Origin of the sequence: Streptomyces sp. NPDC057963, assembly GCF_042887155.1 — a bacterium.
Taxonomy (GTDB): domain Bacteria; phylum Actinomycetota; class Actinomycetes; order Streptomycetales; family Streptomycetaceae; genus Streptomyces.
The window spans coordinates 1-12,907 of the sequence record NZ_JBHVPX010000019.1 but is presented as its reverse complement, the minus strand read 5'-3'; the positions used below and the strand labels follow the sequence as shown (position 1 = coordinate 12,907).

Here is a 12,907-nt window from a genome sequence, read left to right as displayed (position 1 = left end):
CGTGGGTCGTTGCGGAGATCTTCCGGACCTTGGCCGATTCCGGCATCAGGTCGGACATGGCTCAGAACACCTCCGCGCCCGGCGGCCGGAACGATCTGTCCTTCGTCGTCGACGAGCGCGACTCGGCGACGGCGATGGCCGTGCTGGAGCAGGTGCGCGACACCCTGTGTTTCGACTCGGTCCGGGTGGACATCGGGGTCGGCAGGGTCTCGCTGGTCGGCGCCAGTCTGCGGTCCAACTCGGAGATCATCGCCCGGTACTTCGAGTCGCTGCGCGATGCGGATGTCGCGGTGGAGATGGTCGCCGCCACGGACAACTTCATCGCGGTGGTGACCCGGGAACGGGACGCGGACAGGGCTTCCAGACATCTCAAGTCCACTTTCCAGCAAGGCGAACCGAGTCCACTGCTGAAGTAGGCGCCCTGTCCTTTATGTTGAAAGTACAGACATGAGAACGGGCGGCCGTGCGGGCGGGCCGGCGACGAGAGGGCTTGAATGCGAGACCAGCACAGCACCCCACGGCATGTCCCCGTCCTGATAGTCGGAGGGAGTCTGAGCGGTCTGTCGGCTGCTCTGTTCCTCGCCGCCGAGGGCGTCGAGTGCCTGCTGGTCGAGCAGCGGCCGGGTACGTCGGTGCATCCGCGGGCGCGGCTGGTGACGGCCCGCTCGATGGAACTGTTCCGCTCGGTGGGGATCGAGGACGCGGTCCGCGAGGCGGGTGATCCCGGACCCATCGGTTTCGTCGTGGTGGACACGCTGGCCGACGAGCACTACGTGCCGACCGGCAACCACCACGACGAGACGCTCGACATCAGCCCGACCGGGATGCGCCTGTGCGATCAGCAGCGGTTGGAGCCGCTGGTGCTGGGGCGCGCGCGGGAACTGGGCGCCGAGGTGCGGTTCGGGACCCGTTTCGACGGCCTCGTCCAGGACGCGGACGGGGTCACGGCGACGCTGCACGAGACCGACGGTTCGGGGAGCTGGACGGTGCGCTGCGACTATCTGCTGGCGGCCGACGGGATCCGCAGCCCGGTACGGGAGGCGCTCGGCATCGGACGCCATGGGCCGGGGGCTCTCGGACGCTCGGTGAGCGCGATCTTCGACGCCGATCTGGAACCGGTGCTCCGGGGGCGGCGGGCGATGGCCGTCATCGTCAAGAAGGCCGGCGCCTTCCTGTTCGCCCGCGGCAGCAGCGAGTCCCGGATGTGGCAGCTCGGCTTCCCGCTGTTCGAGGGCATCGACCCTTCCGAGGACGGTTTGCGGGAGAGCACCCGGGCGTTGGTCCGGGTGGCCGCGGACGACCCCGGGACCGAGGTCACGGTGCACAGCGCCATGGCGTGGGAGAGCGCGGCCCTGGTCGCCGACCGCTTCCGGTCCGGCCGGGTCTTCCTGGTGGGTGACTCCGCGCACGCGATGCCGCCCGCCGGTGGGTTCGGCGGCAACACCGGGGTCCAGGACGGTCACAACCTCGCCTGGAAGCTGGCCGCCGTGCTGGCGGGCGCCGCGGGCGAGACCCTGCTCGACACCTACGACGCCGAGCGCCGTCCGGTCGCGGACTACACGGTGCAGGAGACCCTGGCCCGGATCGGGCAGTCGTCGTCCGAGTCCCGGGCGACCGTGCAACTCGGCTACTGCTACCCGTCTTTGCTCACGGCCGCCCGTGAGTGCCGCGGCTCGGACGAGCCGGCCGGTGACGCCGCGGTGTCCGAGGACCCGCACCGCCCGTCGGGGCGCCCGGGGACCCGGGCCCCGCATGTCGTGCTGGAGCACGAGGGACGGCGGATCTCGGCGCTGGATCTGTTCGGCGGCGGTTTCGTCCTGCTGACCGCCGCTCCGGGCGGTGCCTGGGACGTGGCGGCCGAACCGCTCGACGCGCGGGAGCCCGCCGTGGCCGTGCGCCGGATCGTCGGCCCGGAACACCGGGCGGTGCCCGGTGAGGGGCCGGTGTACGTCGATGTCGAGGGAACGTTCCTCTCCTCCTACGGCATCGGCGCCGAGGGCGCCGTACTGGTCCGGCCCGACGGCTTCATCGGCTGGCGGACGTCCGAGGAGTGCTCGCGTGCGCGTCGGCGGCTGAGCGCGGCGGCACTCGGCCTCATCGGTCACGCGGCGTCCGGAACCCCGCGCTGATCCGCGGTCGGCCGCCGCGGCCCCCCGAGTCCGTCCGGATCACCGGACGGACTCGGAGGCTTGGGCGGTGCCGGGGTCAGGCGCTCTCGGGCACGGCACAGGACGAGTCGAGATCCCGTGCGGCGAGCGCGAGAACGAACGCGAGAATGCCGCGGGTGCGTACGGGGTTGATTCCCGTCAGCTGTTCGATCCGCTCCAGACGGTAGGTCAGGGTCCGCCGCGCGACGTTGAGCCGACGGGCCGTCCTGGTCCTGTCCAGGTCCATGAGATAGAGCGTACGGAGCGTCTTGAGGAGCTCCGGGGTCTCCACGATCGGATCGATCAGGGAGATCAACTGCCTGCGGTACTCGCTGTCCCTGGAGATGGCGAGCTCGCTGATGACCTGGTTGCTCTCGACCGTCTTGCCGTCGAGCCCGGCGATGTTGGCGAGCGACTCGATCCTGGCGGCCTGCTGGATGGCCACGGCGAGCTCCGAACGGGGTGCGATGACCGCGCCGGCGGGCGCGGCGAAGGTGATACCCACCCGCTTGAGCGTCTCCACGATCTGTCCGGCCTGTTCGTCCGGGCCGCTGTGCGAGCGGATCGGAGCCAGGATGCACAGATGGCGGCCGGCCTGGCAGCTCAGTCCCAGGTCTCCGGTCGTCAGTGCGGCCGAGGCACGCGCCACGGTGGCGGCGCTCGGCGCGATCTCACCGACCACCCGGCCGGCCACGGCCACGTACTCCTTCGCCGGTGTGTGGTGCGCGGTGGCCGCGAGTTCGTCGGTCGTGGCTCCGTTGAGCATGAGATCCGCGAGTACCCGGCGCGAGGTGTCGAGCCCGGCCTGCTTCTGGGCGTGGACGTAGGCGAGGCTGATCGCGGCGGTGATCTCCTTCACTCCGGTGGATGCCCACTGGGTCAGGGAAACCAGCTCACTCTGCTCCCCGGGCCGGGCCGAGACCCAGCAGTCGGCGACGGCGACCGAGCAGCCGACCTCCCAGGCGTGCAGCAGGGGTGCGATGCGCTCCCCCCGCTCGGCGAGCTGCACGGCGAGTGCGGCACACCTCGCGATTTCTTCCGCGGGCAGGTGCCCCCCCTGCCGGTAGAGCTCCAGTCCCCTGTCGAGGACCGAGCGCACGAGCTCCGCGCTGCCTGCCGAGCCGACCAGGCCCCCGCCCTCCGCATACATCTGCACCTTCAACCAGATTTCCTGGGCGATTTCTTCCGTACGCGCCGCAAGCCTGGAAAGTATGTCTCCGCGAGAAAGCTCCAAAGTACCCATCACATGCCCCCATACATGTAGCGATACACTCCGGCCGTCCAAAATTCAACCACGTCAGACCAACCACCGCCGACCCCGCAGATGAGCAGAAATCCTGCCGGGGTGGCTCGAAGGGCGCGGAGCACGAAGAGCCGAAAACAGCGCCCAATCTTGCACAGATTCGAACTGACTTCCATCCGGTTGCCTCCACCCCCCACAGCAGTGACTATGACCTGCATCACACATACCGATTGTTGTACTTCCCTTGGCTATTCCTTTACGGAGTATCGGGAACTCTGCGCCAGCGTTCGGCCGCGCCACTGCAACTCGCCACCGGCATTCCGGATCCGCTCGCCACTCCCGCAATGCCATGCAAAACCGGCCACGACGGCACCGACCGCCGTCCGAGAGCTCAGCCGCAACGCATCCGGCCTGTCCCAAGGTGCTTCCCAGGTGTGCAGGCTCCCCCACCCGGCTTCGACACTGAGCATGCGGAGCAACCCGCGGCGGAGCCGATAGTGGAACCGGTACAGCGGCCGCATCGGCACGCGACGACTGCGGCAGGCTGCCGTTGCTCATAAGAGCCAAGGGGGACCGCAGTGTTCTTGGATCACGTAACTTTCGCTGTACACGATCTTGACGAATCAATTACGCAAATAGAAGACGCGCTGGGCGTCTCCTTCGAGGTTCCCACCGCCACCATTCCTGGAATAACGGGCCGGGTTGTCGCCCTGAACGGAAGTTTCCTGGAAATCATGGCGGTTTCCGAACCCGACCAGGCCACCCTTTCCCCGTTCGGGAAGAAATTCGTCCAGTATCTGGCGGAGCGAGGTCCGGGCATCTTCTCGGCCACGCTGTGCACCGAAGATCTCGCGAACCTTCAGAAGAATTTGCCGGACACCGTCAAGAACTGTGGACCCATTTCCACCTGGGTGCCTCAGCCGGACGGCTCAAAAATTCATTTCTCCTCGCTGTTCTTCGGTCAGTACCACCTGATGCCGTGGGTCATCGAGTACCACTCCGAGCTGCCCGACGTGCCGATCGACATGCGGCTGCGCTCCGCCACGATCCAGGTGTCGGACCTGGCCTCGGCGGTGCGGCACTACCGGCTGGTGTACGGCATTCCGGAGGACCGGGTGCGGCTCGACGGCGAATCCGCCGTGCTCCTGCTCCACAACAGCTCCCTGGTGTTGGAGCAGGCCGCCCCCGAGGGGCTGTCCGCGGTGGAGATCGAGGCGCCCGGCAGATCCCTCCGGCTGACGTTCGACGACAACGGGCTGGGCTTCGCCGCGCTGTGATTCCCGGCCCCGCGCCCGACGCCCGGCACCGAGAAAGGAACACGCACGTATGAAGAATCGATTCCTGGAAGGACGCATCGGGCCGGTCTCCGAGGAGATAACCGCGCTCGATCTTCCGGTCACCGGCCGGATTCCCACCGAACTCAACGGCCGCTATCTCCGCAACGGCCCCAATCCGGTGGGTATTGAGGACCCTCAGGCCTATCACTGGTTCACCGGCGACGGCATGGTCCACGGTGTGCGGCTGCGGAACGGCAGTGCCGAGTGGTACCGCAATCGCTGGGTCCGCTCCCGGAGCGTGGCCGAACGGCTCGGCGAGCCGTGGCCGGCCGGTCCCGTCTTCGCCGACCGGGACGCGGCGGCCAACACCCATGTCATCGGACACGCGGGCCGCACCCTCGCCCTCGTCGAGGCCGGCATCCGCCCGTACGAGATGAGCTACGAGCTGGACACGCTCGGCCCGTTCGACTTCGGCGGGGGCCTGCCGGGCGGATACACGGCACACACCAAGCGCGACGCGGTGACCGGTGAACTGCACGCGGTGGCGTACTACGCGGGCTGGGACCACGTCCAGTACATCGTCATCGACGCCGGGGGCACCGTCACCCGCACCGTGAACGTGCCGGTCGAGGACGGGCCGATGATGCACGACTTCGCCCTCACCCAGAAGTACGCGGTGATCTACGACCTGCCGATCACCTACAACGCCCCTCTCGCCAGGACCGGGGCCCGGCTGCCGTACGCCTGGAACAACGACCACCAGGCCCGCATCGGTCTGCTGCCCCGGCACGGCGGCTCCGACGAGGTCCGCTGGTTCGACCTCGAACCGTGCTGGGTCTTCCACACCCTCAACGCGTACGACGAGGACGACACGGTCGTGGTGGACCTCACCAGGTTCCCGCGCATGCTGCAGAAGGGCGGACTCGACGGCAACTCCGCTCCCGTTCTGGACCGTTGGACGATCAACCTGCAATCCGGCAAGGTGCTCCAGGAGACACTCGACGACGAGAACCAGGAGTTCCCCCGGGTCGACGAACGCGTCGTGTCGCTCAAGCACCGGTACGGCTACACCGTGGCGTCCGACGCGGTGTTCGACACCGGATCGGGCGAGGTGATGCTCAAGCGCGACTACGCGAAGGGGACGACGGAGCGACGGCTGTTCCCCGTCGACTCCGCGGTCGCCGAGGCGGTCTTCGCTCCTGCCGTGCCCGACGCCCCGGAGGACCACGGCTACGTCATGGCCTATGTCTTCGACCCGGAACGCGACGCCACGGATCTCCTCATCCTGTCCGCGCAGGATTTCACCGGCGAACCCGTGGCCCGGGTGCATCTCCCCGTACGCGTTCCGCCCGGCTTCCACGGCAGTTGGGTTCCCGACCTCGACTGAACACGCAGCCGTCCCGGACCGGCCGGCCCTCCGCCCGCCCGTCGTTCCTGCCGAAGGCAGCGGCGGGCGGGCGCCGTGGCTCTGTCAACCCCTTCTCCCGGGGCGCCGCCTGCCCACAGGTGAAGAACCCTCACCGGAATTGCGCACCTGGGAAGTCCCGGAATCGACTGAACCAGGCGGTTGTTGCACCTCATTGATTCGAGATGCAATCATCCTGAAGTCTGTCTTCGTACGCGTCGACTTTACGTCTCTCTATCAGTTCTCGGAGGTACGGAGAGTGTTCCATCCGCGATATTCCTCACCTCCTCGTACCGAAAAAACGACGGCACACGACGACCCGCGTTCCGAAGAGGACGGGGCGGCGAAGACACTGTCCGAGCGCGCGGCCCCGCTGGCCCGGCTGACGGACGCCTTCGCCCTGACACGCACCCGGGCCGGACAGATCGTGCAGGTCAGCGGGGCAGTGGCGAGCGGCAAGACGGAGTTGTTGCGGGTCTTCACCACAGCCGCCCGGGAAGAAGGCGCCCTCGTCCTGTCCGCGTCGGGCCGGGCGGTCGAGGGGGCGCAGCCCCAGGGGGTACTGACGCAGCTACTGGATTCACTGCCCGGGGAATTCACTGCCGATTCCGGGGGCGAATCAACGGCACAGGGCCGGTCGGCCGCTTCCCGGATCTTCAGCGAAACCGTTCTGGAGATCTCACGTCATACCCCGGTAATCATTGCCGTCGATGACGTGCAGCACGCGGACACGGCATCGCTCGACATTGTCATGTCCCTGCTTCACGGCTGGGAGGGCGCCCGGATCCTCACGGTGCTGGCCTGCCGTACGGGTGAGCCGGCCGAGAACCTCGCCCTCTACCGCACCCTGCCCTCGCACCGGGAGGTGACCCAGGTCCGGCTGTCGATGCTGTCGGCGTACGGTACGCGCGATCTGCTCACCCGCGCGCTCGGACCGGTGGCCGGCGCGCGGCTCGCACCCGCCTGGCACGCAATGACCGGAGGAAACCCCGTACTCCTCGGCGCACTTGCGCAGTACGGCACACCGTCCGGCGGCGAAACGGCGGGAGTACGGGAGGACGCCCCCGGCCACGAGGCGTTCGGTCACGCCGTGATGCGCTGCCTGTGGCGGGCGGGGACGGCCGTCCTGCATACCGCTCAGGCGCTGGCCACTCTCGGCGAGGTCGCCACCCCCGTCCTGCTCGCCAGGCTGCTCGGCACCTCCCCGCAGAGCGTCCGGCGCGCTCTCGCCGAGCTGACGAGCATGGGGTTCACCGACGGAGGGCAGCTCAGGTCGCCCGGGATCGGGGAGAGCATCCGCACCGGTGTCCCGTCGACAGCCCGGTGCCACTTCCAGTTGCGCGCCGCTCGGCTCCTCTACCACGACGGCGCCGACGTGGAGACCATCGCCCCGCTGATCGAGTCCGCGGGAGGCAGCAGCGAGGACTGGGCCGTGCGCGCGCTCCTGGAAACGGCGCAGCGCCACACAGAGGGCCCGCGCTCCGAACTGAGGATTCGCTATCTGCGGCTGGCTCATCGCACCGGCGCCGACGGACCGCAGGCCGAGCGGGTGACCGTGGCACTGGCCGAGGCGCTGTGGCAGACCGACCCGGCTCTCGCCTTCCGGTACGCGGCCCAGCTGTCCGCACCGGACCGGCGCGGCAGCCTGCCGGGCGGCGCCGAACCGTTGCTGGCCAAGTGTCTGCTGTGGGGCGGCGAGGTCGACGAGGCCGCCGCGCTGCTCTCGTCGGCGCCGCCCGACACGGCGCCGGACGCCTTCAATCAGGTGCGGGTGTGGTTCTCGTACCTCTATCCCGGCTTCGACACGTCGGCCGCCGTCGGCCCGTACCGGCCGCGGGGCAGGGCCGACAGGGAGCCGGCCGGCCGCGGGGCGCACGCCATGGCCGCGCCGTTCCCCCCGGGTACCGCTCACTGCCACCCGGGCGGGGCCGCCGAAAGGCTGCGCGGGGTACGGCTGACGGAGGGGTCGCTTCCTCATGTGGCGATCGCGCTGGCCGAGTTGCTCGCGGCGGGGCACACCCGTGAGGCCGCATGGTCGGCCGACCGGCTCCTGGAACAGGCGGCGGAGAACCGGGCTCCGTTGTGGACGGCGATCCTCACCGCCTGCCGGGCGGAGATCGCGCTGCGCCTGGACGATCCGGCCGAGGCGGAACGCCTGGCACGCCTGGCACTCGACGAGATCTCCGAGGCCGGCTGGGGAGTCGCCCTCGCCGGTCCGCTGTCCACTCTGATCACCGCTCTCGTCGAGCAGGGGCGGGCCGAGGAGGCCGCACCGCTGGCCGACCGGGTGCTGCCGCCCCACACCTTCCGGGGCAGCGCGGGGCCGGGGTTCCTCGCGGCGCGCGGCCGCTACAACCTCGCGGTGGGCGAGCCCCGGCGCGCGCTGCTGGATTTCGAACGCTGCGGCGAGCTCCTGCGGACCTGGTCCGTCGATCTTCCTCTGCTGTCGGACTGGCGGGTCGGTGTGGGAGAGGCACAGCTGCGCCTGGACCGGCCGCACGACGCCCGCCGCATTCTGAAGGCCCAGCTCCGGGAGTCCGACGGCCGCTGCCCGCGGATCGAGGGCCAGATCCGGCATCTGCTGGCCGAGGCGGCGGCGGTCGCCGGCCGGGTACCCCCTCAACGGACGGCGGGCGAACAGGAATCCGCGTCGCGTCTCAGCAAGGCCGAGCTGCGCGTGGTGGCCCTCGCGTCGTCCGGCCGGAGCAACCGCGAGATCGCCGGTGACCTGTTCATCACCGTCAGCACCGTCGAGCAGCATCTCACCCGGGTCTACCGCAAGCTCGGCATCTCCGGCCGCGCCGAACTCGTCGAGTACGCCCGCGCCTGGAACAGCGAGGTCCCCCTCCTAGGGGGCGCCCCGCAGGATTAGGGGTTGGTGAGCCCAGAACGGCCCACTTAACGTGGAGACCGTTTGCACAAATCGATCGTTGCCCAGCGACGGAACGGGAGTGTGCTGATGGAGGACTTGGCTGCCGCAGCCGAGATACGGCTCGGAACGTTCGGCGGGGGCGGGGTTCCTGGAGCCCCCGGTGCCCCGGCGCCACCGACCGGGATCAGATACGAGGTACTGGGCCCCCTGCGGGTGAGAGGCCCCAGGAGCAGTGGGTTCATCAGCGCTCCGAAGATGGAGGCGGTGCTCGCCCTCCTCCTGGTACGAGCGGGGCAGGTCGTGTCCATGGACGCGCTGGTGGCGGAGATCTGGGGAGACCGGGCGCCCCGCAGAGTCATCGCGTCCCTGCAGGTGTACGTGTCGAACCTGCGGAAGCTGCTGGCCGCCCCGGGACGGGAGGAGAGTCCGATCGTGACGCGGGCGCCCGGCTACCTGTTGAATCTCTCGGACGACGAGCTGGACCTGCACGACTTCCAGCGCTTTCTCCAGCTCGGCAAGGAGCACGCGCGCGCCAAGCGTCACGAGCAGGCCGTCGGGTCGTTCCGGCACGCCCTGGCCCTGTGCCGGGGCTCCGCGTTCAGCGGGATCGAGGACATCCAGGCGATCAAGTCCTTCGCCACCTGGTGCGACGAACTGCGCCTGGAGTGCTCGGAATTGCTGTTCGAATCGAAGCTGGCGCTCGGGGAGCACCGCGATCTGATCGGTGATCTGCACACGCTGGTCACCGACTATCCGCTGCGGGAGGCGTTCCACCGTCAGCTGATGCTCGCCCTGTACCGTTCGGACCGTCAGGCCGACGCCCTGGCCGCCTATCGGTCTCTGCGCGACAACCTCTACCACGAGCTCGGCCTCGCGCCCTGCCGGGGCCTCCGCGATCTCCAGCAGGCGATCCTGGTCTCCGACAGCAGGCTCGAATATCTGGAAGCAGTGTGAACCACGAGGGGAATCGATGACCGACAGCGACCTGTGGATCAGGCGCTTCCAGCCCGGCCCGCCGTCCGGCCCCCGGCTGGTGTGTTTCCCGTACGCGGGTGGGGCGGCCAGCTACTTCCATCCCCTGGCCACCTCGTTGCAGCAGAACGCCGGGGTGCTGGCCGTCCAGTACCCGGGCCGGCAGGAGCGCAGGTCCGAGGAGACGCTGCGCGATCTGCACACGCTCGCCGACCGGGTGGCCGCCGCGCTGTCGCCGTACCGCGACAGGCCTCTGGTCTTCTTCGGCCACAGCATGGGCGCGGTCGTCGCCCATGAGGTCGCTCTGCGTCTCACCGACGACGGCGAGGGCCCCGTGGAACTGTTCGCGTCCGGGCGACGCGCGCCGTCGCGCCACCACGACGACAAGGTGCGGCTGCTCGACGACGACGGGCTGGTCCGGGAGCTGAAGAGTCTGGCCGGTACCGCCCCCGCACTCCTCGACGACGAGGAGATCCTGCAGATGGTGCTCCCGTCGATCCGTGGGGACTACTGGGCCGTGGAGACCTACCGTCACCGCCCCGGAACGATGCTCTCGTGCCCCGTCACCGTGCTCACCGGTGACCGCGACACGCGTGTGTCCCTCGATGACGCACGAGCCTGGCGGGAGCACACCACGGGCCGGTTCGCCCTGGAGACGTTCAGCGGCGGGCACTTCTTCATCAATGACCACACGGAGGCCATCGCCGGGCTGCTGCGCCGTCGGCTGTCCGAACTCGCCCCGCGTCCGTCCGCCGCGCACGCCGTCCGGCCGGATCGCTGACCTCTCGCGTACCGCCTTTCTTCCGGACAGCCCTTACGGAGGCCGGCCGACTGCCCGCCCGCGGATCCCGCGGGCGGGCAGTTCCGTGTCACCGTGCTACCCGTCCGTCCGCGGCTCCGCCCCGGGCACCGGCTCCCCGACGAGTTCGATCCGCAGATATCCGGCCAGCCGCTCCAGCGTGGGGTGGTCGTACACCGCCATCGGCGTCAGCGTGAGTCCGGTGACCGTGCACAGCCGGTTGCGCAGCTCCAGTGCGGTGAACGAGGAGAACCCGAGCTCAAGGAAGTCCGCCGTGGTGTCCACCAGCTCGGCCGACGGGTAGCCGAGCACGGTGGCGGCGTGCTTCCGGATCAGCTCCAGCAGGAGCGCCTCCTGAGCGCTCGGGGACAGCTCCGCCAACTGGTCCGGCAGGGCGCTCGGTCCCGGTTCGGGACGCTCGGACCGGGCCGTCAGGAACGGCTCCGCCTCCGGTACGCCGGCGATCAGCGACTCCGGTCCCCGGCCGGAGAACTCGGGCACGAACCGCTCCCAGTCGATGTCCGCCACCACCGACGTGGCCTCGCCGCTCGCCAGCGCCCGGCCGAGGGCGCGGACCGCCATCCTGGGGCGCATCGCGTGGTGCCCGGACGCCCCGGCGGATCCCCCGTCGCCGGACCAGCGGCCCCAGATCACCGAGGTGCCCGGCAGGCCGAGCCCCCGGCGGTGGTGGACCAGCGCGTCCAGGAAGGCGTGCACCCCGGCATCCTCGCCGGGTCCCGGAGTGCCGAAGAGACCCGAAGCCGAGGAGAACACCACGAACGATTCGAGGTCCGCGCCCCGGGTCAGCTCGTCCAGGTGTACCGCGGCCGCCACTTGGGCGTCCGCTCCTGCGCGGACGCCCGTACGGTGCGCGTCCCACGTCCCGCCGTGCATCGCGCCGGCGTGCACGACGGCGGTCAGCGGGGACTCCACGGGGATCGCCGCGAGGACCGCGGCCAGCCCCTCACGGTCGGCCGGGTCGCAATGGGCCGTGTCGACAACGGCGCCGAGGGCGGACAGTTCGGCGGCGAGCCGGGGCAGTCCGTCGGAGCGTTCGGCAGTGATCAGAATCCGCGCGGCCCCGTTGCGTACGAGCCATCGGGCCGCTTCCGTACCCGGAACGGTGTCGCCGCCTGTGACGAGTACGGTGCCGGAGACGACGCGCCCGTCAGCCGCTCGGATGCCCGCGCCGGAGACCCTGGTCAGGTGGCGTACGAAGGTACCGGAGGCCCGGACCGCCACCTGATTCTCCCCATGGGGGTCGGTGAGCACCGCGGAGAACGCCGCGCCTGCCCGTACGTCCAGGATCTCGGGCAGATCGACGACGCCGCAGGGCCGGCCGCCGTCCGCCACCGACGCCCTGGCCGTACCCCAGAGCCTGGCCTGTCCGGGGCGGGTCAGCGGGTCGGCCGATCCCACGGACACCGCGCCCCGGGTCACGTACCAGAGTGGGGCGTCGATCCCGGCGCCGACGAGCGCTTCGTGCAGCACCTGGTGCAAGGCGGTCCCGGGCTCGGCGGTGTGTGCGGTGGTGCCTGCGCCGAGGGCGGCGAACGACAGGACACCGCTGAGCGGCAGATCGTCGCTGAGCACACCGCTGATCCGCTTGGCGAGGACGGCCGCAGAGCCGGGATCGGCCGGATCCACGGGCAGTTGCACGACTCGGGCGCCGCGCTCCCTCAGTACCTGAAGTGCCCATGTCGTGGGCTCGGAGGCGGCTGTGGTCTCGGGGGCGGCCGTGTGTTCGGAGCCGGCCGCGGTCGCGGAGACGGCCCTGGTCTCGGCGTCCGGCGGGGTGAGTATGAGCCAGGTGCCGGACGGTTCCGTCCCGTCTTGGTGCTTCAGCGGCCGCCAGCGCAGCCCGTAGCGCCACTGGCTCTGCTTGCGCCAGGCCGCCAGCGCGGGCAGCACGGCCCGCAGCGAGGCGCTCTGCTCGTCGCCCAGCTCCAGTGATTCGGCCAGATCCGCGAGGTCGCCCCGCTCGACGTCTTCCCAGAACACGTCCTCCGCGTCGTTGCGTGTCGCGTCGGCCTGGACGGGGGCCGGGTTGTCGAGCCAGTAGTTCTCCCGCTGGAACGGGTAGGTCGGCAGGTCGATCACCCCGCCCCGGGCGGGGATGAAGCCACTCCAGTCGACCTCCGCACCATGCACGTGGACATGAGCGAGCGCCTTGAGCAGGGTCACCAGCTGCG

Annotated in this window: 9 protein-coding genes; 7 read left to right on the top strand and 2 right to left on the bottom strand. The window is 69.9% G+C overall.

All coding sequences use genetic code 11. The features are described 5' to 3' along the window. Window positions 1-56: 56 nt before the first annotated feature. On the top strand, window positions 57-416 hold the full coding sequence (locus tag ACFVT1_RS32205) for an ACT domain-containing protein (RefSeq protein ID WP_389801817.1): 360 nt from the start codon (window positions 57-59) through the stop codon (window positions 414-416). Window positions 417-494: 78 nt separating this feature from the next. Next, window positions 495-2,129, top strand: a complete 1,635-nt coding sequence (locus ACFVT1_RS32200; RefSeq protein ID WP_389801814.1) for an FAD-dependent monooxygenase — start codon at window positions 495-497, stop codon at window positions 2,127-2,129. A 76-nt stretch (window positions 2,130-2,205) separates the two neighbouring features. On the opposite strand, the gene ACFVT1_RS32195 is transcribed toward ACFVT1_RS32200, so the two are convergent. Then, window positions 2,206-3,303: a PucR family transcriptional regulator gene (locus ACFVT1_RS32195; protein ID WP_389802004.1), complete on the bottom strand. Its 1,098-nt coding sequence runs from the start codon at window positions 3,301-3,303 to the stop codon at window positions 2,206-2,208. 665 nt (window positions 3,304-3,968) lie between these two features. Here ACFVT1_RS32195 and ACFVT1_RS32190 point away from each other — a divergent pair. The 5 genes from ACFVT1_RS32190 to ACFVT1_RS32170 all read left to right on the top strand — a co-directional run bounded on the left by ACFVT1_RS32190 (window position 3,969) and on the right by ACFVT1_RS32170 (window position 10,697). Further along, window positions 3,969-4,667, top strand: a complete 699-nt coding sequence (locus ACFVT1_RS32190; protein ID WP_389801811.1) for a VOC family protein — start codon at window positions 3,969-3,971, stop codon at window positions 4,665-4,667. A gap of 49 nt (window positions 4,668-4,716) precedes the next feature. Then, window positions 4,717-6,054 (top strand): carotenoid oxygenase family protein, encoded by a 1,338-nt coding sequence (locus ACFVT1_RS32185; RefSeq protein WP_389801808.1) that lies wholly within the window; start codon window positions 4,717-4,719, stop codon window positions 6,052-6,054. Between the two features lie 277 nt (window positions 6,055-6,331). Further along, the gene (locus ACFVT1_RS32180) at window positions 6,332-8,944 is read left to right on the top strand and encodes an AAA family ATPase (RefSeq protein ID WP_389801805.1); all 2,613 of its coding nucleotides are present in this window, start codon (window positions 6,332-6,334) and stop codon (window positions 8,942-8,944) included. Window positions 8,945-9,031: 87 nt separating this feature from the next. Next, a complete protein-coding gene (locus ACFVT1_RS32175) occupies window positions 9,032-9,898 on the top strand; it encodes a BTAD domain-containing putative transcriptional regulator (RefSeq protein WP_389801802.1) in 867 nt (288 codons plus the stop codon). A gap of 16 nt (window positions 9,899-9,914) precedes the next feature. Beyond that, entirely contained in the window at window positions 9,915-10,697 is a 783-nt protein-coding gene (locus ACFVT1_RS32170) for a thioesterase II family protein (protein WP_389801800.1), read from the top strand. A 96-nt stretch (window positions 10,698-10,793) separates the two neighbouring features. Here ACFVT1_RS32170 and ACFVT1_RS32165 read toward each other — a convergent pair. After that, a partial coding sequence (locus ACFVT1_RS32165; protein WP_389801797.1) for a KR domain-containing protein occupies window positions 10,794-12,907 on the bottom strand: 2,114 nt, incomplete at its 5' end.

Bases quoted from the DNA above. Each gene is read 5' to 3' on its own strand.
- ACFVT1_RS32205 (WP_389801817.1), top strand. From the start codon at position 57: ATGGCTCAGAACACCTCCGCGCCCGGCGGCCGGAACGATCTGTCCTTC.
- ACFVT1_RS32200 (WP_389801814.1), top strand. From the start codon at position 495: ATGCGAGACCAGCACAGCACCCCACGGCATGTCCCCGTCCTGATAGTC.
- ACFVT1_RS32170 (WP_389801800.1), top strand. From the start codon at position 9,915: ATGACCGACAGCGACCTGTGGATCAGGCGCTTCCAGCCCGGCCCGCCG.
- ACFVT1_RS32175 (WP_389801802.1), top strand. From the start codon at position 9,032: ATGGAGGACTTGGCTGCCGCAGCCGAGATACGGCTCGGAACGTTCGGC.
- ACFVT1_RS32185 (WP_389801808.1), top strand. From the start codon at position 4,717: ATGAAGAATCGATTCCTGGAAGGACGCATCGGGCCGGTCTCCGAGGAG.